Annotated in this window: 24 protein-coding genes and 1 other RNA gene; 13 read left to right on the forward strand and 12 right to left on the reverse strand. The window is 46.2% G+C overall.

What is annotated here, in order from left to right:
- The first annotated feature begins 89 nt into the window (after positions 1-89).
- Positions 90-3464: a T9SS-dependent M36 family metallopeptidase gene (locus DP923_RS10095; protein WP_112305744.1), complete on the forward strand. Its 3375-nt coding sequence runs from the start codon at positions 90-92 to the stop codon at positions 3462-3464.
- A 242-nt stretch (positions 3465-3706) separates the two neighbouring features.
- Positions 3707-4076: a transfer-messenger RNA gene (gene ssrA / locus DP923_RS10100) on the forward strand.
- Between the two features lie 65 nt (positions 4077-4141).
- Here ssrA and DP923_RS10105 read toward each other — a convergent pair.
- The gene (locus DP923_RS10105; protein WP_239021001.1) at positions 4142-4711 is read right to left on the reverse strand and encodes a chemotaxis protein CheB; all 570 of its coding nucleotides are present in this window, start codon (positions 4709-4711) and stop codon (positions 4142-4144) included.
- Positions 4712-5517: 806 nt separating this feature from the next.
- Positions 5518-6336 carry a sialate O-acetylesterase gene (locus tag DP923_RS10110; protein ID WP_112305745.1) on the reverse strand — a complete coding sequence of 273 codons (819 nt, stop codon included), beginning with the start codon at positions 6334-6336 and terminating at the stop codon, positions 5518-5520.
- Between the two features lie 547 nt (positions 6337-6883).
- On the opposite strand from DP923_RS10110, the gene DP923_RS10115 reads away from it, so the two are divergent.
- Both DP923_RS10115 and DP923_RS10120 read left to right on the forward strand, forming a co-directional pair.
- Positions 6884-7096 carry a hypothetical protein gene (locus DP923_RS10115; RefSeq protein WP_112305746.1) on the forward strand — a complete coding sequence of 71 codons (213 nt, stop codon included), beginning with the start codon at positions 6884-6886 and terminating at the stop codon, positions 7094-7096.
- Between the two features lie 41 nt (positions 7097-7137).
- Positions 7138-7635, forward strand: coding sequence for a DUF4112 domain-containing protein (locus DP923_RS10120; protein WP_112305747.1), 498 nt, complete (start codon positions 7138-7140; stop codon positions 7633-7635).
- Here the strand turns inward: DP923_RS10120 and uvsE are convergent.
- From uvsE to DP923_RS10145, 5 genes are all read right to left on the reverse strand, one after another.
- The gene (gene uvsE / locus DP923_RS10125) at positions 7627-8523 is read right to left on the reverse strand and encodes a UV DNA damage repair endonuclease UvsE (RefSeq protein ID WP_112305748.1); all 897 of its coding nucleotides are present in this window, start codon (positions 8521-8523) and stop codon (positions 7627-7629) included. The two genes, DP923_RS10120 and uvsE, sit on opposite strands and share 9 nt — an antisense overlap.
- A 56-nt stretch (positions 8524-8579) precedes the next feature.
- Complete coding sequence (locus DP923_RS10130; RefSeq protein WP_112305749.1) at positions 8580-9164, reverse strand: peptidase associated/transthyretin-like domain-containing protein; 585 nt, start codon at positions 9162-9164, stop codon at positions 8580-8582.
- Between the two features lie 144 nt (positions 9165-9308).
- Positions 9309-9947 (reverse strand): carboxypeptidase-like regulatory domain-containing protein, encoded by a 639-nt coding sequence (locus DP923_RS10135; RefSeq protein WP_112305750.1) that lies wholly within the window; start codon positions 9945-9947, stop codon positions 9309-9311.
- A gap of 204 nt (positions 9948-10151) precedes the next feature.
- Positions 10152-10619 (reverse strand): hypothetical protein, encoded by a 468-nt coding sequence (locus DP923_RS10140; protein ID WP_165838174.1) that lies wholly within the window; start codon positions 10617-10619, stop codon positions 10152-10154.
- Positions 10620-10829: 210 nt separating this feature from the next.
- Positions 10830-12062, reverse strand: coding sequence for a metallophosphoesterase (locus tag DP923_RS10145; protein ID WP_112305752.1), 1233 nt, complete (start codon positions 12060-12062; stop codon positions 10830-10832).
- A 153-nt stretch (positions 12063-12215) separates the two neighbouring features.
- Here DP923_RS10145 and radC point away from each other — a divergent pair, with 153 nt between their 5' ends.
- Both radC and DP923_RS10155 read left to right on the forward strand, forming a co-directional pair.
- A complete protein-coding gene (gene radC, locus DP923_RS10150) occupies positions 12216-12944 on the forward strand; it encodes a RadC family protein (RefSeq protein ID WP_239021002.1) in 729 nt (242 codons plus the stop codon).
- Positions 12945-12977: 33 nt separating this feature from the next.
- Positions 12978-13235: a four helix bundle protein gene (locus tag DP923_RS10155; protein ID WP_239021003.1), complete on the forward strand. Its 258-nt coding sequence runs from the start codon at positions 12978-12980 to the stop codon at positions 13233-13235.
- A gap of 152 nt (positions 13236-13387) precedes the next feature.
- Here DP923_RS10155 and DP923_RS10160 read toward each other — a convergent pair whose 3' ends face one another.
- Complete coding sequence (locus tag DP923_RS10160; RefSeq protein ID WP_112305753.1) at positions 13388-13585, reverse strand: YwbE family protein; 198 nt, start codon at positions 13583-13585, stop codon at positions 13388-13390.
- A gap of 55 nt (positions 13586-13640) precedes the next feature.
- Positions 13641-15488, reverse strand: a complete 1848-nt coding sequence (locus tag DP923_RS10165) for a pyruvate kinase (protein WP_112305754.1) — start codon at positions 15486-15488, stop codon at positions 13641-13643.
- Positions 15489-15768: 280 nt separating this feature from the next.
- Here DP923_RS10165 and DP923_RS10170 point away from each other — a divergent pair, with 280 nt between their 5' ends.
- Entirely contained in the window at positions 15769-16830 is a 1062-nt protein-coding gene (locus DP923_RS10170) for a hypothetical protein (protein WP_112305755.1), read from the forward strand.
- Between the two features lie 79 nt (positions 16831-16909).
- Here DP923_RS10170 and DP923_RS10175 read toward each other — a convergent pair whose 3' ends face one another.
- Positions 16910-17236, reverse strand: a complete 327-nt coding sequence (locus tag DP923_RS10175) for a hypothetical protein (RefSeq protein ID WP_112305756.1) — start codon at positions 17234-17236, stop codon at positions 16910-16912.
- Positions 17237-17510: 274 nt separating this feature from the next.
- Here DP923_RS10175 and DP923_RS10180 point away from each other — a divergent pair, with 274 nt between their 5' ends.
- The 5 genes from DP923_RS10180 (at position 17511) to rny (ending at position 23218) form a co-directional block, all read left to right on the forward strand.
- Positions 17511-18134, forward strand: a complete 624-nt coding sequence (locus DP923_RS10180) for a DUF1684 domain-containing protein (RefSeq protein ID WP_112305757.1) — start codon at positions 17511-17513, stop codon at positions 18132-18134.
- 273 nt (positions 18135-18407) lie between these two features.
- Positions 18408-20822 carry a phenylalanine--tRNA ligase subunit beta gene (pheT, locus tag DP923_RS10185; RefSeq protein ID WP_112305758.1) on the forward strand — a complete coding sequence of 805 codons (2415 nt, stop codon included), beginning with the start codon at positions 18408-18410 and terminating at the stop codon, positions 20820-20822.
- A 3-nt stretch (positions 20823-20825) separates the two neighbouring features.
- Complete coding sequence (locus DP923_RS10190; RefSeq protein WP_112305759.1) at positions 20826-21122, forward strand: hypothetical protein; 297 nt, start codon at positions 20826-20828, stop codon at positions 21120-21122.
- A 51-nt stretch (positions 21123-21173) separates the two neighbouring features.
- Positions 21174-21461 carry a cell division protein ZapA gene (locus DP923_RS10195; RefSeq protein WP_112305760.1) on the forward strand — a complete coding sequence of 96 codons (288 nt, stop codon included), beginning with the start codon at positions 21174-21176 and terminating at the stop codon, positions 21459-21461.
- 125 nt (positions 21462-21586) lie between these two features.
- A complete protein-coding gene (rny, locus tag DP923_RS10200) occupies positions 21587-23218 on the forward strand; it encodes a ribonuclease Y (RefSeq protein ID WP_112305761.1) in 1632 nt (543 codons plus the stop codon).
- A gap of 75 nt (positions 23219-23293) precedes the next feature.
- Here the strand turns inward: rny and DP923_RS10205 are convergent, their stop codons facing one another.
- Positions 23294-23767, reverse strand: a complete 474-nt coding sequence (locus tag DP923_RS10205) for a Dps family protein (RefSeq protein ID WP_112305762.1) — start codon at positions 23765-23767, stop codon at positions 23294-23296.
- A 131-nt stretch (positions 23768-23898) separates the two neighbouring features.
- Between DP923_RS10205 and DP923_RS10210 the strand changes: the two genes are divergently transcribed.
- Entirely contained in the window at positions 23899-24843 is a 945-nt protein-coding gene (locus tag DP923_RS10210) for a hydrogen peroxide-inducible genes activator (RefSeq protein WP_112305763.1), read from the forward strand.
- A gap of 259 nt (positions 24844-25102) precedes the next feature.
- On the opposite strand, the gene sucD is transcribed toward DP923_RS10210, so the two are convergent.
- Positions 25103-25993 (reverse strand): succinate--CoA ligase subunit alpha, encoded by an 891-nt coding sequence (gene sucD / locus DP923_RS10215; RefSeq protein WP_112305764.1) that lies wholly within the window; start codon positions 25991-25993, stop codon positions 25103-25105.
- Between the last annotated feature and the right edge of the window lie 93 nt (positions 25994-26086).

Raw genomic sequence — 26086 nt, forward strand, 5'->3', positions numbered from 1 at the left:
AAAACTGATAAAGTAAAGATGTTATTAGAATTGTTATATCATTATAAATCTTATATTGACATAATGTTAAACTAAACTAAGTCATAACGATGAGAAAAGCTTTACACGGTACTGTACAACTGATGTTGTTAGTTGTATTGCTTTTAGGAAGCAATGTAGTATTTGGCCAGCGGCTGAATACTCCCGGCGAGCGGCCGATTCCTAAAAGTGCTTTAGAGCATATTAAAAAGAACAGGCAAAAGCTTGATCTGACTGAAGCTGACATTGCCGAAATGCGTGTAAGCAGCGAAAGCCAGACCAAACACAATGGTTTACGCCATGTGTACCTGCAGCAGCTACATGAGGGCATCGAAATTTACGGTGCGGTCTCGAATGTAAACCTCACCAAAGACGAAAAAGTATTATCGATGGGGAACCGTTTCAGAAAGGATCTGAGGCAAAAAGCTAAAACCACACAACCCGGCTTAAACGCAGAAGCTGCTGTAGCGGCGGCGGCCAAGCACCTGGGTATCTCCCTCAGGCAGCCATTAGTTGTTAAAGAAAGATCAAATGCCAAAAATAAAGAAGTATTGTTCTCTACAGGCGGTATTTCTTTAGAGCCCATCCCTGCCAAACTGGTATACCAGCCACAGGAAGATGGTAGCCTGAAACTGGCCTGGGAAGTATCTATTTACGAGCTTGATGCGCAAAACTGGTGGAACATTCGCCTGGATGCTGTAACCGGTAAAGTGCTGGATAAAGACAATATGGTTGTTCATTGCCAGTTCGATAACGACGGCCCTGCCGGCACGCCACTTCACCGTGAGCACAGCCATACCGTAGAAGCACCGGCTTTTATACCTTCTGTAGCGGCCTTGGCTCCAACAGCAAATGCTTACAATGTGTATGCCATGCCAGTTGAAAGCCCGAGCCACGGCCCACGCAGCTTTGTCAGTACTTCCTCCATCAACACAAAAGCATCGCCTTACGGCTGGCACTCTACCTTGGTATCCCCGGCAATCGAGTATACCATTACACGCGGTAACAACGTGCACGCTTACGAAGACCCTTCTAATAACAACAATATCACGGGGTTAAATTACAGCACAGACGGAGGCCAGGATCTTTTGTTTGATTTTCCGGTAGATTTCACAAAGCAGCCGGTTGAGTACCGCGATGCAGCGATCACCAACCTGTTTTATGTAAGTAACGTGATGCACGATGTGTGGTACCAGTACGGATTCGATGAACTGAGCGGTAACTTCCAGACAAACAACTACGATAAAGGGGGTTTAGGCGGTGACTATGTACAGGCTGAAGCCCAGGATAGCAGAAACATCGCTACAACCCGTAACAATGCTAACTTCTCTACTCCAAGAGACGGCCTCAGACCAAGAATGCAGATGTACCTGTGGTCTGGCAAAGCACCTGTTGATATCTTAAAAGTAACCGCGCCATCTGGCATCGCTGGCAACTACAAAGCAATTGAAGGATCATTCAGCAAGCCGCTTACCACAACTCCGGTAGTTGGTAAACTGGTACTGGCACAGGTAGAAACAGGCAGCAACGACGAAGCTTGTACTGCTTATACGAACGGAGCTGCCATGAGCGGTAACATTGCTGTTGTATACAGAGGGGCATGCGACTTTGCTGTTAAAACCCTGAATGCACAAAATGCAGGCGCTATTGCCATTGTGGTCATCAACAATGCAGACGGCGACCCGATCATTATGGGGGGTACGCCAACCAGCCCGGTAACCATACCAGCAGTGATGATCAGCAAAACAGATGGCCTGAAGATCAGACAGCAACTTGATGCTTCGCAGGAAGTAACTGTATCGCTTCAGAACAACGGTTCAGGCCCTGAGGTGGATGGCGACTTTGATAATGGCATCATTGCACATGAGTATGGCCACGGTATTTCTATCCGCTTAACAGGTGGGCCTAACCTTGTGAACTGCTTAGGCAACGCAGAGCAGGCCGGCGAAGGCTGGAGCGACTGGTTCGGTCTGATGATCACGATGAAGCCAGGTGATAAACCAGCTGATAAAAGAGGAGTAGGTACTTATGCGCAGAACCAGCCAACTGATGGCAACGGTATCCGCCCGGCACCATACAGCACAGATTTCGCTATCAACGGGTATACTTACGGCGCTACTAATAACACTGCTTTATCGCAACCACACGGTATCGGTTTTGTGTGGGCTACTATGATCTGGGATCTGAACTGGGCTATGATTGAAAAGTATGGTTACGATGCTGACCTGTACAATGGTAAGGGTGGTAACAACATGGCCATGCAGCTGATCATCGACGGCCTGAAACTGCAGCCTTGCGGCCCGGGCTTTGTGGATGCACGTAACGCCATACTTGCCGCTGACCTGCAGAACTATGGTGGTGCTAACCAGCAACTGATCTGGTCTGTTTTTGCCCGAAGAGGGTTAGGTTTCAGTGCCAGCCAGGGATTAGCTACCAGCAGAACGGACCAGGTAGAAGCATTTGATATGCCTCCTGCAGACCCAAGCTGCCAGACGCCGGTTATCAGCTTTGCGCTGAACGGAACGCCGGTAGAAGGAACGCCTGAAAACACCATCTACTTAGGGAAAGGCCCTCAGACCGCTACCCTTACAGCCACAGGCAGCGACAGCTATGTATGGACTCCGGCAACAGGCCTGAGCGATGCAAAAAGCGCAACTCCGGTGTTTACAGCAACTGCTGTTGGTACGTATACTTATACAGTAACCGGCAGAACAGGCAACTGCGTGAAAGATGCAACGATTACGATTAAGGTAGTAGAAGCACCGATCGTTTGCGACGTTCCACAGATTACTGTAAAAACTAATGGTACACCAATAGCCAGTGCGCCAGCTAATACCATCTATATAGGGTATGGCCCGCAGAGCGTAACGCTGTCTGCAAAAGCAGGCGATAGCAATAGCTTTGCATGGAGCCCAGCCACAGACCTGAAAGGTGCTAACACAGCCAATGCAGTATTTACGCCAAAAGCTGCCGGCACATACACGTTCACGGTAACTGCATCTAAAACAGGTTGCTCCAGCACTGCATCCGTTACGATTAATGTACTTGATGTGCGTTGCGGTAATAAAGTGGCTATGTGCTTCAGAGGGAAAGACCTTTGCGTAAATGCTAACACCGTTGCCAGGTCTCTGGAGCGTGGTTATACTTTAGGCAGCTGCTCTGATGCAACCCCTGTTGCCAGCGAGCCTACTTTCAAAGTATACCCTAACCCGGTTAGCTCTTCTGCCAACATCGACTTTACCCTGGAAGAAGATGGTGCTTACGCTATCAAGCTTGTAAACCAGGTAACCGGCGAAATAATGACCGTTGCAACCGGCAAAGGGAAAGCTGGTGATAAAGTAACACATCAGTTTAACAGAGGCAGATTAAGCAACGGTACTTATACTGTTATGATCGAATCTGCAAGTGATGTGAGAAGATTCCCGATCCTGTTGAGCGATAAATAACAAGTTTAGGTAAGTATCTGATTTTTAAGAGCCGGCAGGTAGTTGCCGGCTCTTTTTTTATTTGCCGCTCAGCCAGCCGCTAATTTATACTTGGTGACCAGCAGTTTTTAAAGTATAAAATGAAACCAAACAACCCCGCAAATTCGTTTAAACTACAGAATCCACAGCAGTGTATAGTAAATTTAGTGTACCTTTGCAGTATACTTTGTGGAAGTATAAACAGAGAAGTTCTTTTACTTATTGGGGTAGACCGGAATTGACAGCTTGTGCAGATTGCGTGTAAGCATGTCGGGTGATGAACGTACCACCTGTTAAAAATCCGTTCGAACAATAACTGGCGAATACAACTACGCCATGGCTGCTTAATCTAGGTATTAAGCAATTGCCATAGTCTCGTGCAGGTTTCGTGAATCTGCTTGCACATCAGAGGCTTCGACTCGATTGACTAGTTTGTGCAAAGGTGTGGTGCACAGGCGAAACAAAGCATCTAAGGAGGGCGCATAAGTTTGACTTATACTTGCAAACTCCCTACAATCCGAATAAGTCTAAGCATGTAGAAAGCCCGTAAATTTCCTTGTCTGGACCAGGGTTCGAATCCCTGCTACTCCACTAATCCATAACATAAAGCCTTGTAAGCGAATAGCCGGCAAGGCTTTTTTGTTTTATAAAGTTGCTGATTACAGGCTGTTAAGAAAAATAATGATTTCTTCGGTAGTAAGGACCTGTTGCACTTTGCCCGTACTGATAGCAGCTTGTGGCATGGTGCTGATCTCGGCGGTTGCAGGATCTTGTGCAATAGTATGGCCACCGTGCCGGGCTATGGCCTCGATACCTTTACTGCCATCGCTGTTTGCTCCGGTGAGTATGATGCCAACTAAAGTCTCGCCGTACTGCTCGGCTGCGGCCTCGAACGTTACATCGATACTTGGCCTGCTGTACTGCACTTTCTCGGAAGCTTCCAGGCTAAATGTATGATCCTTTTCAAGGAGGAGATGATAATCTGCAGGAGCGAGGTAAACAGTGCCCGGCTGGATAATTTCTTTTTCGGTGGCTTCTTTTAAATACAAAGGTGTTTTAGTGCTAAGCACATCCGTAATAAAGCCTTCTTTCGAACTGGCCGGCCTGTGTATAACAAGTACAACCGGGATTGTAAAGCCATCGCGTAAGGCAGGAATAATCTTGAAAATGACCTCTATGCTTCCAGCAGAGCCGCCAATCAGGATCAGGTTATACTTGGGCTGCTGCATGGGATAACTTATTTTGCCGGGTTTAAAACATACTTGTTATGGCAGCTTTAACTGCTTTTTTTAACAGAATGTTATGCCCAACGGTAACTGTTTTATTTCTAAAAAGGACTCCTGTTAACTTTTAAATAAAAAGTGTTTGATGCCGCTTTCTTGCCGGTAGCTATACAATAGTTAACATATGAACCATTGAGCATAAATATGCTTGCAATGCCTTTTAAAAGGAGATTCCAGCCTGATTTATGTAAGGCTATCACATCGGCTTTTGGGGATATTATCTACAAAGTGTGTATTTATGGTGCATGGTACACAGTTTTGTCTACAGGTTGTTATTTTAGGTTTATTATATAATAAGTTGGTATATAGCATATTAGCAAGTATAAGTTTTCTGGCACAATTTTGACATATTAGTTTATACAGCAACAGAAAAAACAGACGGTTTAGAAGTTGATGTGTAATTGCTGAACATGAAGCAAAAGCAGGAGATTGGTTAAAGGTTTAGTAAAAACTTTATACGATAGTCGGTTACCAAACCTGCTCAAAAAATATAAATCCGGAAACGGAAATTGAACGCTCCAAGATGATTTACAACATTTAGGCAGTAGTAAGCTACAAAAGCCTGCTTTCTGATTAAATGAATCTGGGATAAATTTTTTAAATAGTTATTAACAATTGGGCAAAGTAAAGGCCTTCGTTCTGCGAAGGCCTTTTTTTATGGGCAACCTTTTGAAGTATATGTCATGCTTTTCAGAAACAAAAAGGCCTGCTGTTAGCTAACAGCAGGCCTTTTTGTTATGATGTTGGTTAACTTATCTGATATCCCGGATGGCCATGTACAGATCAAAGCCGGCTTGTAATTGTCCTTCGGTATCAGCGTTGATAGGATCCTGGGGAATACGCGTGTAGTTTCTCGTATCGATGAGGGCAACCGTTCGCGGGTCTGAGCTGGCGCGTTCTTCTTTAGCCTGATTTACGAATTGTGCATACGGCCCCACCTCCGAAAATATCTTATACACTACGCGCCGTGTCTTGCTTAGGTAAGGTACTTCATCCAACGAAGCGAAAAAAGCGCGTTCGTTTTCGAGGTATGCAAATGCCCGCTCTTCTGTTAAAGCGTCATTTTCTCCCTGCCACCACGTTACTGTCAGGAATTTTGGTTTCATGCCCTGCGACATGATAGCGGTGCGGGCATTTTCTATCGTTCGTTTTGCTTCAGTGATCAGCTCTCCTGATTTTGGGTTCCAGTCAGCTACTTCTTTCGAGCCCGAATTATATAGCTGGGAGTTTTCTGCGCCAGCTACTATAAAGTATATATCTCTGTTTCTATGGCGCTGCATCAGGTAAGCCATCCGGATAAGCGGGCCAAACTCGTCGCGCCCGGATTGGGTATTTACACCAGCCTGTATGTTTTCAAACTTCCCGGTGGCTTTGTTATAAATGTGTGCGCCTTTCAGGGGTTCATTCAATTCGGCTGGCAACGCGTACGTATCAGCTTTACCAAGCGCATTGGATTGGCCAAGTATGATATGGACCTCAACAGTTTTTTCGGGGTAAGTTCTTTCTTTGCAGGCAGTAAGCAAAAGTGCTGGCAGCAATGCGGTTAGCAACAGGTAAAATATTCTGTTCATGGATTTCAGGATTGTTGAATAACAAGGGCTAAAGATTTAGTCATCCTTTATAGCCAAACTGATATATACTAAATCGTACTATACAACGTAATCCGAAAGTTAGTGTTGCCTGCAAAAGGCAGGTCCTTGTTAAAGTATAAATCGGGTATTTGCAGCTCAACCGGATAATAAAAAGCTAGGCCAAACTCTTAAATTCTGAGAGTAAATGCTAAAAAATAAAAAAATAAATAATTTTTTTAGAAAGTAAGTAACCTTTTAAAACATGCTACGTAAATGCAGCCGACCCTTTAGTATTGCCCGTTAGGGCATGTGAGAAGGCCTTGGCAGTGAACGGCTGAGGTCTTTTTTCTTTTATCCTCCTTCCTATTACTCGCCTTATATCTTTTAGATATTACTTTGTATTCTTGTAATACCGCGTAAAACTTACTGCTATAAATTGTTGTATATAAACCATCGAATTAAAATTTGAATTATTCAGGTTTAAAAATTTGTTAAACTTATAAGTATTAGTATATTTAAATAATTAATATGCTAATATTTATAATGTATGAAATCACTTCGACAGCTTATAGTAGCTATATTGGTAGTGGCTGGCATTGGCCTTTCTGCTTGCTCCACTATGGGCAGCATGGTTGGTAATAATGGCAAAATCAACATGGGCTACGGCGGTTATAAGAAAAACCCGTATGCGCAGCACAAAAAGCCTAAGAAACCCTACTATATCAGGCAGCAAAGTATGTGGGCAAAAGCACTCAGATAAGCAAGTATACCTTAAACAGGTTCGCGTGCGTATAAGCGCTTATGACAGCTAGCGGCACACATTATACACGCACTCCACAATCCGAAAAGTTGAAATGGGTAAACCACATGGCTACCCTCATGGACAACCAATTCCGGTTTCCGGGCACAAAATTTCGTTTTGGCCTTGATCCTATACTTGGTTTTCTGCCGGTTGTAGGAGATATGGCCTCGTTTGGTATGTCGGCTATCCTGATCATGACCATGGCCCGCCACGGTGCCAGTGGCAAACTGGTTGCTTTGATGCTGGTAAACGTAGCCCTTGATGCCATTATCGGAAGTATCCCCATACTTGGCAATCTCTTCGATTTTGCCTTTAAGGCCAATGAGCGCAACGTAAACATGCTTCGCAAGCATTACGAGCAGGGCGCTTACCAGGGCTCGGGCAAAGGGATTTTTATAGGTGCATTGCTGGGTATTTTGGCGCTGTTTATACTTTTAGCCTGGATTTTGTGGCAACTTGGCAGCTGGATTTACATACAACTGGCCGGCTTATTTTAAACGGCCCAACGCTTTTGCCATCGCAAGTGCTTTCAGGGCGCTTTCTTCTTTGTCTTTAATTTCGAGCATCAGGTCCATGTCCAGGCCTTCGGTTTCCGTCAGGAAATCATGGAAAAGCTGTTCTTCTATACTTTGGGTATGTTTGCCTTTGCGTTCGCCCTGGGCCTGCGAGCTATAGTCCATCATCAGAATACCATCGCGCTCGGGTTGCCAGGTTTGTGCCGCCATTTCTACTGCTTCGCGCATCGGCTCACCGTTATTGATACATTCATGATGGAAATTATCGAAGATGATCGGTATGCCCGTGAGCTCGTGCAAGTATAAACAATCCTGTAAAGAATAAGTGCGGTCGTCGTTCTCGACGCAAAGGCGGGCTTTTACAGCATCAGGTAACTGCTCGTGGTACACATCCGCAAAACGCCGCAACGCCGACCCTTTATCGCCATAAGCGCCGCCCCCGTGTATCTGCAACTTGGCTGTGGTATCAAGGCCCATTAGGTCAAGTATGCTTCCCTGGTACACCAATTCTGCAATGCTGTTTTTAACGGTTTGCTCGGTTGGCGAATTAAGCACTACAAACTGATCGGGGTGCATGGAAATGCGCATATTGTTGGCTTTGATATAATCCCCGAGCCTCCGGAAGGTCATCTTAAAATGCTCCTGCCAGTTGTAGGTATTTACAGGGTGCGAGGCAAACGGCACCAACCCCGACGATAACCTGAAAAACTGTAAACCGTGCTGCACATTATACTCCAGAATGCGACGCAGACAAGCCAGGTTCTGTTCTACAAGATCAATTAAACGTTCTTCAGAGTAGGAGGCAAGCCGGAAAGTGCGCGACGAGGTGCAATCCAGGGTTTCGTTTATGCAAGGGTATCCGATCTTCATGGTTAAGCGTTAGGTAGTGTTTCTTAACCTACGGATGATCGAAATGTTTGGTCTATTTACTGATAACCGGTATTGTCTTTAAAAAAGCGGTTATAGTTTTCTTTCTCTTGTTCTGCCTGGTCTTTCGCTTGTTCTTTTTTCAGCTTCATCAATTTCTTTTTCTGTTGAGTTTCCTTTGAGAAGGCAGAAACCGGGTTCCAGATAACGCTTGGCAAAGGTGCGGGTGGTGGTGGAGGTGGCTCTGAAGCGGGGTCGTAGCCGGGGCGTTTGATTTGAGTGGATACCGCTTTTACAGGTTCGGGTTTACTGCGCACTTCTACCTCGGTTAATTTTACGCTGCCAGGCTCCAGTAAAAGTATAGGTGCAGCGTTATTGGTAACAACATAAAACAACGCTTTATACCCGACCGCCCGGATCAGCAAAGAATCCTGTAAAGTGGCTCTTATCTCGAATACACCTGCCTGGTCGGAAAGTATGGTTTGGTTTATTTTTAAGTTTGTGATGGCGGCCCCTGCTACAGGAGTTTTCTTGTCTGGCAGTAAAATAGTACCACGAATCGTAGTGGCTTGCTGGGCGGCAACCGGTAAGGCTATCCAGAGAAAAAAGAAAAAAACAATACAGGGCAGAAGGGCAGGGCGCATTAAGTTTTATTTTGAGGAGATGATGGCAGCTTGTTTAGGTTAACGTGCTGAAAGTATAAAACGTATGTGCAACATTGTTACGGCCTAACATAAAACAGCCCGGCTCATCTGAAGTAAGCCGGGCTGTTTTGGAATAAGGTTAGTTTACTCGTAACCTGTATTGTCTTTAAAAAAGCGGTTGTAGTTTTTTCGTTCTTTTTCCTGTTGCTGCAGTTGCTGTAATTTTATCAGTTCTTCGAGTTTGCGGCGTTCTTTCCCTTCCTTCGAAACCATATCGTAGAGCAACCCGATCGGGCTGCCGATAGAAGGTGCTGGTTCGTCGGGTGGCGGAGGCGGATCGAGGCCGGGCAAGTGGCCGGGGCGTTTTACCTGGCTGGTGCGGTTCTGTTTCATGTTGCGCAAGGTGCGCTCAATCATTTCTGGCGATGGGCGGCTGGTAATTTCCACTTCGCCCAGCATCACGCTATCTTCCTGTAATATAATATTGACGCGCAGCTCCGATACAGGCAGTCTTTTTGGCAGATACAAAACCGGTTTATACCCGATGGCTCTTATCAGTAAAGTGTCCTGCTGGCCGACATCAATTTTAAACTGGCCGGTTTTATCGGAAAGTACGCCGCGTTGCGAGTTTGTCTTGATTATGGTTGCGCCCTCTACCGGTGTTTTTTTATCTGCCTGCAGTATGGTTCCGTTGAGGCGTATAGTAGTACCCTGCGCTAAACCGGCAAGCGGACCAAGCACCAAAAGTATAAAGTATAAAAAACGCAACGGATAAGTGGGCATGGATGTATGAAAAGCTCCGAGGTGGCAACAGTTTTTGGTGTAATACTAGTACGCCGGAAAGTATATAAAAGTATAGTAAGTTTAAAATATTTAAGACAGACTTCTGCAAAATTACAAATTCTGATTTAAAGCACGTTGATTATACAAAAGCCTGTAACAACAAGTATTACAGGCCTCTGCATGAGCAATTTTTATACCGGTATTTTACTGGTTTCTCGAGGCGTCGTTCTGTTTGTTATTTTCTTTTGTGTTCTCTGTGGCTCTTCGTTGGGCACCCTGCTGTTGCTCGTCAGCACCAGCTGCCTGGTTATTCTTGGTTGAAGTGGCCTTGTTGGTTTCAGTAGTGTTGGGTTGTGCCGTATTTACGACTGTGTTATTGGTTTTGCTGTAAGGAGCAGTTGTGTTACCCGTAAACACCGGTCGGTTTGGCTCAATGTAATATTCGCGGGTCAGTTCTTCTGCGGTTTTCTCGTCTCCGCCAGCGCCTTCTGTGGTGCCGGCTATACTTTTACCGGCTACTCCCGGCCTGTCGTAATTACGGATATCCGAGCGGTCTACTGTTTCGTTGCGGTTCGCGTTGCTAATTTCAGTGGAAGTGCCTTTATCTTCTGAGCATGAGGTAGCAAATCCGAGCGTGGCAAGGGCTACTACACTATAAAGTATTTTTTTCATGGTTTTCTGGTTTGGTTTTACCTTTCCGGCATTTTCCCGGGAAAGTATGGGTTTGGTTACAGGTATAAATTTACGGCAGATGATACGCGAGGTTGGTTTACTTCCGCATTTAACAACAATCAAAGTATAAACCTGCGCATCAGCAAGTATAAAAAACGTTAAAACAAAAAACGCTGCACTTTATAGCACAGCGTTTTTCTGAAGTATAACTTAAGCTCTTTTGAGTTCGAAAACGGTGATCTCCGGTAAAAAACCGACGCGGCCCGGATAACCCAAAAAGCCCAGGCCTGTGTTTACATATAAATATTGCTGCCCTTTCTGGTAAAGCCCGGCCCATTGCTTGTACACATACTGCACCGGGCTCCATTTCCAGCCGGGTATGTTAATGCCAAATTGCATGCCATGCGTGTGGCCCGATAAAGTCAGGTCGATATCCGGGTAAAGCTGGTTAATTTCGCCGTCCCAATGCGACGGGTCGTGGGAAAGAAGCACTTTAAAGGGTGTATTTTCGGTGCCTTTATAAGCCTTATCGAGCTGGCCATACTTCGGAAAACCAACACGGTTGCCCCAGTTCTCCACACCTAGTACGGCAATCCGTTCACCGTCTTTCTCAATCAAGCGGTTTTCGTTCATCAATATCTGCCAGCCCATTTTGCCATGCGATTCGATCAGCGAAGTAAGGTTACGGCGCTTGGCTTCCAGGCTATCCCAGTTCACATAGTCGCCATAATCGTGGTTGCCCAACACCGAAAAAACACCGCTTTTAGCCCTGATGCCTGCTAACGTATCTAAATGGTCGTCGAGTTCGGTGGCCACATTATTCACCAGGTCGCCGGTAAAAAATACCAGGTCTGCTTCCTGTTTGTTGATGAGTTTAACGGCTTCCTGCAGCGGCTCTTTGGAAGTAAAACTACCGGCATGCAGATCGGTTATCTGGAGCATTTTGTACCCGTCGAAGGCCTGCGGCAAATTAGGCAACCGTAGCGTCACGCGCTTTACCTGGTAATCAAAAGCACCTTTCACCATCCCATACACAAACGCCGAAAAAGGCACGGCCGCTACCAGCAAACCAACCTGGCTCAGAAACTTGCTGCGCGACGGATCAAACTTATGCTCGGTACCTGCATTGTTGAGTACGATCTTGCCAAACCGGATCACATCATCCAGAAATACAAATAAGAACACCACCAGCTTGCAGGCAAAAATAATGAACATCATACTGGCAAAGTAGGTCCTGAAAGCTGTGGGAGGCGTGCCACGCGTTAACGTAAACAAGGTAAAAGTGATAATGGTAATGGCTGTGATAGACCAGTAACCTATATACAGAGCACGTTGCCAGCCTGTGCTGAGGTTTTGCGTTACTGTTTTAACTGCCTGAAAAACATAGAGATCGATCAGAAAAAGTAAGAGCGTTGTAACGCCAAAGGAAATAAATTTTTTCATATAGAAGAGCCAGCCGGTGCCTGCCTGTGCAATGGATAACCGGTTAACGTGTGTTTTGTTAAAATTAAGAAACGGAAAAAGGTGGTACTGCTGAACTATTTCAGCGTCATTCTGATTTCACTTGCATCTTTTATGTACAAATTCCATACCGCTATGAAGTACGGTGTAAACGTTTCGGAACCAGTTATTTACCACCAGCCCTCACTCAATATTAAAACATGGGCCGAAGAAGACCGCCCGCGCGAAAAGCTTTTATTAAAAGGAAAAGCTGCCTTAAGTGATGCCGAACTGATCGCGATTCTGATCGGGTCTGGTACGCCTAAGCTAACTGCTGTAGATGTGGCCAAACTTATACTTGCCGCCGTTAATAACGACCTGAATGAACTTGCCAGGTTATCGGTAAAAGACCTGATGAAGCACAAGGGCATAGGGGAAGCAAAAGCCATTACGATTGTGAGTGCCTTAGAGTTGGGCCGTCGCCGCAAAGAGACCGCAGCCGCTGCCAGAACGCAGATCACCTGTTCCACGGATATTTACAATTACATCAAACCGCAGCTACTCGATCTGCAGCACGAAGAATTCTGGATTATACTTTTGAACCGCGCCAACGTGATCATGAAAAAGGAAAGTATAAGTGCAGGCGGTGTGGCCGGTACCGTTGCCGATCCGAAAATCATTTTCAAGAAAGCACTGGAGCAACTGGCCAGTTCGATTATATTGGTGCACAACCACCCCAGCGGTAACATCAAACCCAGTGCGGCAGACATAGCCCTCACCAAAAAAATGAAGGAAGCCGGCAACTTCCTCGACCTGCCCATACTTGACCACCTCATCTTTACCGACAACGATTACTACAGCTTCGCAGACGAGGGAACGTTGTGAAGTATGAGTTAGGGAAGTAAGAGTTAGAGAAGTATGGAAAGTATAAAAGAGGGAAATTTTAGCTTTGGAGAGCAGTTTAAGCTACGGACAAAATCTTTTTCGTTGCGGGTTGTAAAACTTTTTCAGGCATTACCTAAAACTGCCGAAGCACAAATTTTAGGTAAGCAATTATTGCGTTCGGCAACATCAGTGGCCGCAAACTATAGGGCGGCATGCCGTGCAAGGTCGAAAGCTGAATTTGTTGCGAAAGTAGGAGTAGCACTTGAAGAAGCGGATGAATCTCTGTTCTAGCTCGAAATGCTGGAAGAGTCAGGAATTGTAGCCGCTACTAAATTAGCAAACTTGAAAAAAGAAGCAGACGAACTCACAGCTATATTAACAACTATCCGAAAGTCAGCAAGAAGTAACAAATCTTAATTCTAACTTCCCCAACTCATACTTCTCTAACTCTCTAAGATCTCCTGCACTCGTCCTACTTCGCCGGTCTCTAACCTTACTTTGATGCCGTGCGGGTGCGTGGAAGAGTTAGTTAGGATATCCTGCACATAGCCTTCGGTCAGGTCGCCGGTGCGCTGGTCTTCTTTCTGCACGATCATCACATGCAGGCCTGGTTTAATGTTACTGCGTTTCTTGCCGTCCATTTTTAAAGTATGATGTTTAACTGCAAAGTACGAATTTATACTTTGGCCGGCTGCGTTAACCCTTTAAAGTGCCCATACCAGACAAATGAAGTATACGGAGCATCGATGTTTTTTTATGCTGATGGCCCTGCATACGGTTCAGGATATTGCTGAGCAGCTGGATAGCCGGAATTATGTGCGGGCCTTTGTTCAGCATCACGCAATCGGCGCGTTGCGACATGGCTGCATCTGTAATTTCGGCCCTGGAAGGGCGGCCTTTTTTAGCAAGCGATTCCAGTACCTGCGTAGCCCAGACAACCGGCATGTGAGCCGCTTCACAAAGCCATAAAATTTCTTCCTGTACTTCAGCGAGGCGTTGCCAACCGCATTCTACGGCAAGGTCGCCGCGCGCGATCATAATGCCGGCCGGGTAATGTTTCATGGCAGCCAGTAGCAGGAAAGGCAGATTACGGAAACCTTGCTTCGTTTCTACCTTCAGCATCACGGCTATATGTTGCGCGTTCAAACGTTGTAATTCGGTATGGAGTGCCTCTACCATGCTGGCATCGTTTACAAAAGAGAGATTCACGATATCGGCATGTTTTACTACAAACTGCAGGTCGTTTTTGTCTTTTTCAGTGAGGCCGCTCAGGTGTAAATTGCTTTCGGGCAGGTTTATGCCTTTATCTGCGCGCAGTTTGCTACCGGCATCTTTGGCAAACGTAATTTTTACAAGAAGCTCGTTTTTCGTAACCGCTTCTATTTTCCCTTCGATGGCACCATCATCAAAAAGAATAGGGTCGTTTTCGTGGGCATGCATGAACACTTCAGGTAACGTGCATGAAATATGCGCCTGCTTTATAACATGGCCGTTAGCATCGAATTGTGCCGGTTCTCCGGGCAGGGGCTTCCGGGTAAGTACCAGCATGTGGTCTTTTTTCAGGAGAATGGGCACTTCAATTTCGGGTAGTTCGCCAACTTCGGTAGTAGGTTCTGCTAGGCCGGGTATTTTTACAGTAAGTACCGTTCCGGATGCGATGTAGGATGTTTTAAGCAAATGCGCTACCACCCCATTTTCGAGTTTTTCTACTACAGAAAGGGAACGTTGCCTGCCGCGTGTATCCCTAAACCGGATAACATCGCCTTCCTGCAGTTGCGCCACCCAGGTTGCTGCTACAGGCAGGGCGGCATCGGTCTGTTTTGGAGCCTGCACATGCATTGCCGACAGCCATACTTTGGCCGGAGCAGCTACAAGGCCCAGTTCGTTTTGGGGAGGGCGGATGGCCAGCACGCGTGGCCCTGGTTTAAGCGGACCGGTACGTAACTTAGGTCCCATCAGGTCGAACAGTATCTTGCAGCTTATGCCGGTTTCTTTTTCAGCGCGCTTGATGTTGTGCACCATTGCATCCCATACTTCTGGGGCATCGTGGGCGCAGTTAATGCGGGCACAGTTCATGCCTGTCTGCAACATCTGCACGATCAGTTCATAATCCGAAGCCAGATCAGTGGAAAATGTTACCATGATGCGGGTATCGCGTTGTGGCGGCGCAGGGCCCAGCAGGGTGCTGGTATGTTGGGCAAGTAATGTTCTGTTCTCAAAAAAAGAGACGGCCAGTTTTTTATCTGCAGGCAAGCAATCGGACAGGAAACAAAGCTGATGGCGTACGGCCTGCAAACTGGCCAGTACATGCCCTTCAGATCGGCCTAAAGAAGATAATCCCAGTTCGGCCAGCTTATCCTGCAAGTCCCTGATATCGTGTTGGCGTAAACCCAGGTAATGTAATAGATTGGCAGCGCTTTTCTTAAATGTAGGGTGGGCTTGCTCAACGGATTGTTCAAACTTTTTCTCCAGTGCAAGCGCTCCTCCATATAAAGTATCGATCCGGGCAATCAGTGCTTCGTAGTATTGCTTCGTGTGCTGCATAAAGTTGTACCTATACTTTACAAACTGAGTTTGAATGAGATAAGTTGTGAGCTGAGCAGCATACCGCTACGACGCTATTTTCTTTTTTCTGATAGTTACCGCTTGTGCTGCGAGCAGCTTTAATTGCGCTGATCTCAGATTTATACTTCAGACTAACTTTTTTAAATTTTTTTTCCCCTGCCAAAATCCGGAGCCTAAGGCTGCGTCGTAAGTTTCCTGCAAACGGGCTTCAGGAGTTTCTCACCCCTAAGCCTATCTCTAACCTTTTAATTTCTATACTATGAGAACACCATTTTCTACTCCCCGTGTTATTTCAGGACTGCTGCGTACTACTACGCTGGCTGCCGTTTCGGTATTTGCATTAACCAGCTGCGATAAGCTGGATGATTATTTAGGGAACTCGCCGGGTAACGGAAGTGCTAACAGCAATGCCAGGTTATATGTATCCAACGCATCTGATATCAACACCTTAACACTGTATAATGTAACTGCCAGCTCAAAGCTGGATATGGCAAAAGTGATCCAGACAGACGCGAAAGATGGAAATGGTGTAGCCGTATCATCTAACAATACCCTGATGCAGGTTGGCAGAACCGATAAAGTGATCAAATTATTTAAGAACGCTTCCAGTCTGAGTCCTGCGCCAACAGCATCCAGTATGTTCACAGATCCAGCCATGACCAGCGGCCGCGAAATAGCTTATGATGAGCAGCGCCAGATGCTGTATGTGGCCAATAATGTGGATAGTACCCTGCTGGTTTACAGCAACCCGCTTAGCCTGAACGGTACTGTATCCACTACCAAAACCCTAAAACTGAAAGGCCAGCCCTGGGGTATCCATTACGACAAAGACACTAATCGCCTTTTTGTATTGCTTGATCTGGATGCCAGAACAGTTGAAATCTACAATAACCCATCCAACCTGAAAAGTGGCATGATACAGGCAGAATGCTCGTTTAAAATTGCAGGTTCCACACGTTTGCATGGCATCACATACTCGAGCAAAGCGGATGTACTGGTTGTAACTGAGATTGCCGCAGCCATGGGCGATGGCGCTACAACCGATGGTGGTATCTATATTTTTGAGAACGCTAAGAATACGGTAAAAGGAAAAGGGGTAACACTAACGCCTACCCGCACCATAAAGGGTATGAACACGATGCTGGGCAACCCGGTAGATGTGGCTTTTGATGACAGAAAAGGCAAGAACGAAATTTACATCGCTGAAAAAGCAAATAAGAAGATCCTGGTTTTTGGCCTGAAAGACCGTGGCGATGTAGCCCCTAAATCTATGGTTGCGACTACGGAAGGTGCAGAAGCGATTTTCCTGGATATCAGATAATGTAAGGTTGAGTTTAATGCAAAAAGCCCGGTACGATCTTCGTGCCGGGCTTTTTTGTAAAGTATAAATATTGCACGTACTACCGAATGGGAAGCTGTTTTTCCGCTAGAAAACCTTTTAGCTCTTCCGAAACGGGTTCTATGCTACGGATGCGCCTTTTTAAACCGCTGCGTAATTTCAGGTCCAGAAACTTGTTGCCGTTGCGGCTCTTGAAGGCAGCTTTCTCTATTTCGCTGAAGTATACTTCTGCCTTCGGGGTTCGGAACATCGTGATTATAAAACGAACCAAGTGCCCTGCACCGATCAGGAGGCCAGTCCATAACAAAAACTGGTCGCCGGTTTTTGTGTAGCGCCATACTTGCATAACCCCAAAAAATATCCAGAGTGCCGAAGAAGCAACCTGCATCCAGTGTTCCCGTTTAGCACTGTCTTTTATCGTGATCCTGTCTTCGCTCAGTATGATTTCGCCTTTGGCTAAGGGTAAGATTGTTACCAGTGAAATATGGTCTGGAGGTTTTATACTTTAAACGTGCTTTTCCGCTTAGAATAGAAAGAAGCGCGAGTGCCGTAAAGTATAATCAAGATAAGTATAAAATCCTGTTTACTCCAATTCAAAGTGGCGCATGAAACATTCCTCCCTAAAAATTCCGAACTTCGCGTAAACTATAGCCGCTTACCTCATGCAACGACCGCTTAAACTTGTGATACTGGCCGGCATAACGCTGGTGCTTTTTTACTTTATCCAGGACTCGTTCTTTAACGAAGAAAATTATACCAAACCACTTCTGGCAGAGCGCGAAAACAAAGACCTTTCGTTCCGGAGCCAGTCCAATTCGCCATTTACAGAAGAAGGCCGCCGCGCGTTCAGAAACCTGAATTATTACGAGCCAAAACCCGAATATCAGGTAAAAGCTGCAATTTCATACTTCGAGAAGCAGGATACGCTGCACATGCCCATGACAAACGGCACCACCGAAGCCTATTTAACCATCGGTACAGCGGCCTTCGAACTGGATGGCCAGCCTCAAAAGCTGACAGTTTATAAGAAAGTTAAAAGCGAGGAGGTGGAGAAGTACTTTGTGCCTTTCACGGATAAAACCAACGGTTTCGAAACGTATGGCGGCGGCCGTTACCTGGATGTGCCCATCAAAGAAAATGCAAAAACGCTGTTCCTGGATTTTAACCGCGCTTATAACCCGTTCTGTGCTTATAACCCGGATTTTGTGTGCCCCGTTCCGCCCAAAGAAAGCCGCCTGACCGTGGCTGTGCCTGCCGGTGAAAAGAACTACGAAACGGCGAAGTAAACCCCGCCCCAACCCTCCCCTAAAGACAAGGGAAGGAGCCCTGTTCTCACACTTGTGTTACTGTTTCTAGTATAGCCTTTAGTCTGCACTGTAACCGAAGAACTTAGACTTAGTGCATAAAAAGCCAAGGACAGAACTCCCTCCCTTGTTTTTAGGGGAGGGTTGGGGAGGGGTTTTCATACTTTCCGCTTTCATCTTCCGCGCATAACAGAATAATTCTTAATTTTGAGTATCCGGCTACGGAGCTATACTTTATCCTCAACACAGAAAAACATGCTGATTTCATTCGACTGGCTGAAACAACTCATACACATAGATAAAACTGCTGAAGAAACGGGCGCTTTACTAACAGGCGCAGGCCTCGAAGTAGAAAGTATACATACATTTGATGCCGTACAGGGCGGCCTGGAAGGTATCGTGATCGGAGAAGTACTTACCTGCGAGCAACACCCGGATGCAGACCGTTTACGCGTAACAACTGTAGATATTGGAACCGGCACGCCCAGCAACATTGTGTGTGGTGCGCCCAACGTAGCAGCCGGCCAGAAAGTGGTAATCGCAACCGTTAACAGCACCTTATATCCAACTGAAGGAGAACCTTTCAAAATAAAAAAATCGAAGATACGCGGTGCTGTATCGGAGGGGATGATCTGTGCGGAAGACGAGATTGGGATTGGTCAATCGCACGCAGGTATAATTGTGTTAGATACTAATCTGCCAAACGGCACGCCGGCCGCCGAGTATTTTGGCCTGGCTTCGGACAGCGTTTTTGAAATTGGCCTCACGCCAAACCGTGCCGATGCTGCCTCACATTTCGGAGTTGCCCGCGATCTGCAGGCACTTTTAAATACACCAGCGAACTTGCCAGCCACAGACGCTTTCAAAATAAATAATACTTCGCGGCCGATTGAGGTGGTAGTAGAGAACGCAGAAGCCTGCCCGCGTTATGCAGGCGTAACGGTTTCAGGTATAAAAGTTGGGCCGTCGCCGGAGTGGCTGCAGAAGCGCTTGCGCACCATCGAGGTAGCTCCTATAAATAACGTAGTGGATGTGACCAATTACGTGCTGCACGAACTGGGTCAGCCGCTGCACGCCTTTGATACAGCTACAATTACCGGCAACAAGATCATTGTAAAAAATGTAGCTGAAGGTACTGCCTTTGTAACTTTAGACGGAACAGAGCGCAAACTGAAAGCTACGGACCTGATGATCTGCAATGCCGAAGAACCAATGGCAATTGCCGGCGTTTTTGGCGGAAAAGAATCGGGTGTATCTACGGAAACAACATCTGTGTTTATCGAAAGCGCTTATTTCTCCCCGGATTCGGTGCGCAAGACAAGTATGGCGCATAGCTTAAAAACTGATGCATCTTTCCGTTTCGAGCGTGGCACCGATCCGAACATGGTTATTACGGCGCTGAAACGCGCTGCTTTATTGATCCAGGAAATAGCCGGCGGCGAGGTGTCTTCTGATATCGTGGACGTTTATCCGCAGCCCATCCAAAACACAGAAATAAACTTAAGTATAGCTTACGTGCATCGCCTCATCGGGCAGCACATCGGCGCAGAACGCATCAAAAGTATACTTTCAGATTTAGGAATCGAGATCACATCAGAAACCGAAACGCATTTAACTTTATCAGTGCCGCCGTTTAAAGTGGATGTTACACGCCAGGCCGATGTAGTGGAGGAAATTCTGCGCATCTATGGTTTCAACAACATCGAAGTTAGCGAGCATAATGCGGCTTCTTTCCTGGCCAGCTTTCCGAAACCAGATCCGGAGCACATCACCCAAAGTATACTTGATTATATTTCAGCGAACGGTTTCCACGAGATCATCACTAACTCCATTACCAATTCTAAGTACTACACGCAGTTTGGCGAGGAAGCCGGCTTGGTGAAGGTGATAAACTATAACTCCGAAGACCTTGATGTGCTGCGTAAAAGTATGGTTTTCTCGGGTTTGGAGGTGCTGCGCCACAACATTAACCGCCGCCAGCGCGACCTGAAAGTATACGAACTCGGCAAAACGTATGAAAAGCTGGAAGACGGCTCGCACAAGGAAACACGCAAGCTGGCACTTTTCACGGCCGGCAACGCAACTTCCGAAAGTTGGAACAAAGCAAGTATAAAAACCGCCTTCCACGACCTGGCCGGGCTGGTGCAGAACGTGCTCCGCAAACTAAACGCGTCGGATTTTGAAGTACAGCAAATCGAAGGCGACAAGTATGTGAAGCAAGGTATAAACTACCTGAAAAACGGAATCGTGATCGCTAAACTCGGTTTGCTGGATGCAAGTATAGCCAAAGCTGTGGAAGTAAAAGAGCAGGTATGGTACGCCGAACTGAACTGGGATTACCTCCTCAAAAAGTATAAAGACAACCTGGTAGCCGAAGAACTTCCTAAATTCCCGGAAGTGCGTCGCGACCTGTCGTTGGTTTTAGACAAAGGCGTTACGTTTGACCAAGTAAAGCAAATTGCCCAGCGCACCGAGCGCAAGCTGCTGCAAAATATAAATGTGTTTGATGTGTACGAAGGCGATAAAATTGAAGCGGGCAAGAAAGCATACGCCATCAGTTTAACCTTACTTGATAAACAGCAAACCCTGACCGATAAAGTTATTGATGCGACCATGAGCCGCCTGATGCAGCAGTTCGAAAAACAATTAGGCGCTATTATCCGGAAATAAGTTATGCCAAAAGATAAGCAAGTACAACAGCTCCAGCAGATTGAAGAAAAAGTACGCCGGTTGCTGGCCCGCCACGCCGAGGTGCAGCAACGCCTGGTAAAAGCCCAGGAAGACATAAAACTACTCGAAGTGCAGGCGCAGGAACGGGAAGAGCAAATAAAAAATTTTCAAAATCAGGAGAATAGTGTTAAAATTGTAAATACGATAGCAGGAGATACTGCCAATTCGGCTGAGTTAAGGCTCAAACTAAACGAGTATATTAGAGAAATTGATAAGTGTATTGCCTATCTACAAGACTAAAACATAGTTTTAGGGCAGGAACTAAGGCAAAACAAATAAAAAACGCAACGGATGGGTGAATTGTCTATTAAAATTCGGATCGCGGAACGCGAGTATCCGATGCGTGTTAAAGAAGAGGAGGAAGAAAGAATCCGGGTTGTCGGTAAAATTCTGAACGAGCGTATTCGCTTTTTCAAAGACCAGTTCAACTTACAGGATAAACAGGACCTATTAGCTATGGTGGCTTTTGAAACCATGGTTGAAAAGCTGAAACAGGAGGAAGAAAAAGAATCTCATGTGGCCGCCGTGGACCAACACCTTAATAACCTCGACGACCTCTTATCAAGTGCTACCAAATAAGCGCAGGAACCGGTAAACGCGCCGTTAATTGTTCAGCTTATACTTTGTTTAGGGTGTAAAACCTTTCTTACCGCTCTGGGGCAGGTGCTGCTATACGTTTTTATAAACCATAAAAACTTATATTTATGCCCGATATTCTATATTTAATACTAACGGCTATTATCTCGCTGCTCGTTGGCGTTGTACTGGGGCGGATGCTGCTTCAGAAAGTATACAAAAGCCAGGAAGAAGCTGCCCGCCATAAAGCCCACACCATCGTTCGCGAAGCCGAACTGAATGCCGAAAGCATCAAGAAAGACCGCATCCTGGAAGCAAAGGAGAAATACCTGAAGCTGAAATCTGAGTTTGAAGAAGAATCGAACAGAAAGAAAAACATCATCATCCAGAACGAGAACAAGGTAAAGCAGCGCGAGCAGCAGGTTACCAAGCAAATGGAGCAAGCCAAGCGCTTCGAAGCTGATCTTTTAAAGGAGAAGGAGAATTTATCCACTGTCTTCGAAAAGGAAAAAGAAACCCTGATCGCGCAGCTCGATAAAGAAAAAGAAAGCCTGAACGCCCAGCGCGAGCAATTCAAAAAGAAAGAAGAAGAAGTAGAGCAGCAGCGCAGCCAGGTGTTAGGCCAGCTGGAGAAAATTGCCGGTTTAACTGCCTCCGAAGCACGCGAGCAACTGGTGGAAGCTCTGAAAAGTGAAGCTCAGACGCAGGCTTCTTCTCATATCAAAGACATTGTAGCACAAGCTAAACTCACCGCTACCAAAGAAGCAAAGAAGATTGTAATCGAAACCATTCAGCGCACCGCCGCAGAGCACGCCATCGAGAATTGCGTTTCTGTATTCAACATCGAAAGCGACGATATCAAAGGAAAGATCATTGGCCGCGAAGGTCGTAACATCCGTGCCTTAGAAGCCGCGACTGGCGTAGAGATAATTGTGGATGATACACCGGAAGCGATCATTATTTCTGGTTTTGATCCGGTTCGCCGCGAAATTGCACGTTTATCGTTGCACCGTTTGGTAGCCGATGGTCGTATTCACCCGGCCCGCATCGAGGAAGTGGTAACTAAGACCCGCAAAAACATTGAAGAAGAGATTGTAGAGATCGGTGAGCGTACTGCCATTGATCTGGGTATACATGGTTTGCACCCGGAGTTGATCCGGATGGTAGGCCGCATGCGTTTCCGTTCTTCTTATGGCCAGAACCTGCTGCAGCACTCACGCGAAGTAGCCAACCTTTGCGCCACCATGGCTGCAGAACTTGGCCTGAACGTGAAACACGCCAAACGTGCCGGCTTGCTACACGATATTGGAAAAGTAACGCCAGACGAACCGGAATTGCCACACGCGATCATCGGTATGGAGCTTGCCAAAAAGTATAAAGAGCATCCGGATGTGTGCAACGCCATTGGCGCCCACCACGACGAGGTAGAAATGACAGCGATGGTTTCGCCGTTGGTACAGGCCTGCGATGCGATTTCAGGCTCAAGACCGGGTGCACGCCGCGAGATCATGGAATCGTATATCAAGCGTTTAAGAGAGCTGGAAGAAACGGCTGTTTCGTTTGAAGGCGTGAACCAGTGCTATGCCATACAGGCTGGCCGTGAGTTGCGCGTAATGGTAGATGCCGACAACGTAACCGACGAAAAAGCGGCGCAGATTTCGTTTGATATCTCGCAGAAGATCGAAAAAGAAATGCAGTACCCGGGCCAGATTAAGATCACAGTTATCCGCGAAATGCGCGCCATCAGCTACGCCAAGTAAGTTATACTTGCCGCTCAATAAAAAAGCCTGCTTCCGAAATGGAGCAGGCTTTTTCGTTTTTATACTTCATAAATTTTAGCTCATAAATGCATTCAGCATCCAGAGCGTTTTTTCGTTTTCGTTGATGTCTTCGCTCATCAGGGCTACCGTTCCTTCATCGCCTTTTTCTGCGGCTAAGCTTAGTATTTCGCGCTCCAGGTTAAGTATAACATTTAAACCGGCCTGTGTAGCAGCAACAGTTTCCTTGCCACCGCTAACGTTTATGGCTTCTTGTATACTTGCTGCGTTCAGGTATGCCGAAAAAGAATGGAGCGGTTGCTGCCCGATTGTAAGTATACGCTCTGCAATAGCATCAATTTTCGTTAGCGCAACAGTATACAGTTCTTCAAATTTGACGTGCAACTGGAAAAAGTATTCGCCTTTAATGTTCCAGTGGAAACCGCGCAGGTTCTGATAGTACAGGTGATAGTTGGCCAGCAACTGGTTCAACTTTTCAGCTATCTGCTGGCTGTCTTCTTTTTCGAGTCCTATTTTGTTTAGTGTGTTCATAGTGGCATTAATTTATACTTCTTTCTTATACAAAAATAGCAACTATAAGTTTATCATTCAAATTGATTAACTTTATGATATAATAAATTTACGCTATAAATTTGCTTTCGGAAGTATAAAATGTTTAGCAGATGACCCTTGTACAGTTAGAATATTTACTCGCCGTAGATACGCACCGCCACTTCGCAACAGCCGCTGCCCATTGCTTTGTAACCCAGCCAACCTTAAGTATGCAGTTGCAGAAGCTGGAAGAAGAAATGGGCGTGCAGTTATTTGACAGAAGCCGTGTGCCCGTGCGCCCCACCGAGATAGGCAAAGAAGTAATTATGCAGGCGCGTGTGGTGGTAGCCGAAGCCAAAAAGCTGAACGAGATCATCTTAAACCAGCAGCAGGAACTGGGCGGCGAACTGCGCATTGGCGTTATCCCGACGCTGGCCCCTTACCTGATCCCGCTTTTCGTGACTGGCTTTATAGAGAAGAACCCGCATGTACGTGTGGTGGTGCAGGAGCTTTTGACCGATGATATTGTTGAAAAATTAAAGCAGGAATTGCTGGATGTTGGCTTGCTGGTTACACCCCTCGAAGATAAAAGTATAAAAGAACTGCCGTTGTTTTACGAAGCCTTTGTAGCCTACATCAACCCGAACCACCCGCTGGCAAAGAGCAAAGCCATACTTCCCTCAGACCTGGACCTGGATGATCTGTGGGTGCTGAACGAAGGCCACTGTTTCCGGAGCCAGGTGCTGAACATCTGTAACCGGGGCGGTAAAAAAGCGGGCGTTGAGAGCGGGCATCTGGATTATAAAAGCGGCTCTCTGGAAACCCTGAAACGCATTGTAGAAACCCAGCACGGTGTTACCCTTTTACCTGAGCTTTCGGTGCTGGATATGCCCGACGATAAACGCAAACTGGTGCATACATTTGCTGAGCCGCAACCCTTACGTGAAGTCAGCCTGGTGGTGCACCGCAGTTTCCTGAAACGGAAGTTAATTGAAGCCCTCCGAAAAGAGATTATAGCTTCCATTCCGGCAAGTATAAAAGCTAGAGGTAAAGAAGGTGTGGTAGATGTGAAGTAAAGAATTTTCGTTTCCGTAGGGACAGGTCGCGACCTGTCCGCACAAGGACCGATCTACGAAGTATAAATTACCTCTGCTGGTTGCGAGCTTGCAGCTCGTGCCCCCGTATTTTAAATAAGCAGTATTAAGAGCGAAGTTAAGCTAAAAAGGTACGAGCTGCAAGATCGCACCAGCGGAGGCAGGAAACTCAAAAGCTATAAAAACAAAAAGGCTGCTCCGTTAAGAGCAGCCTTTTTTATACGTATAAAGTTATATCAGATTAAGCAGTAATGCCGGCTTCCTGAAGTACTTTCACCATGGCATCACCAATCTCAGCAGGAGAATCTACCACATGGATACCGTTTTCGCGCATGATCTTCATTTTAGCAGCAGCTGTATCATCAGCACCACCCACAATAGCACCTGCGTGGCCCATTCTGCGACCAGCCGGAGCTGTTTGGCCTGCTATGAAACCAACTACCGGCTTCTTGTTGCCGTTTTCGCTGATGTATTTTGCAGCCATTGCTTCGTAGTTACCACCGATCTCACCGATCATCACGATCGCATCTGTTTCAGGGTCTTCCATCAGCATCTGTACGGCATCTTTAGTTGGCGTTCCGATGATCGGGTCACCACCGATACCGATAGCAGTAGAAATACCTAAACCGGCTTTTACAATCTGGTCAGCAGCTTCATAAGTTAACGTACCAGACTTAGACACGATACCGATACGGCCTTTCTTGAAGATGAAACCTGGCATGATACCAACTTTCGCTTCGCCTGGCGTGATAACACCCGGGCAGTTTGGTCCGATCAGAGTAAGGTCTTTGTTTTTGATATAGTTCTTGGCAGCCACCATGTCTTTTACAGGAATACCTTCTGTAATGCACACAATTACTTTGATACCAGCATCAGCAGCTTCCATGATTGCATCGGCAGCAAAAGCAGGCGGTACAAAAATGATAGAAACATCCGCACCGGTTTTTTTCACAGCATCAGCTACTGTATTGAAAACAGGAAGGTCTAAGTGGTTTTTACCACCTTTGCCTGGCGTTACGCCACCAACTACGTTAGTACCGTACTCAATCATCTGTGATGCGTGGAAAGAACCCTCTGAGCCAGTGAAGCCCTGTACGATTACTTTCGAATCTTTATTTACTAAAACACTCATGTGTAGCTTATTTGGTTTGTAGTATGGACAGTCGAACTGAATTGCTGCAAAATTAGGCTTTTTTATGCCGTATACAAAAAATAGTTAATGCTA

The organism is Pontibacter arcticus (assembly GCF_003284895.1).
GTDB classification, from domain to species: domain Bacteria; phylum Bacteroidota; class Bacteroidia; order Cytophagales; family Hymenobacteraceae; genus Pontibacter; species Pontibacter arcticus.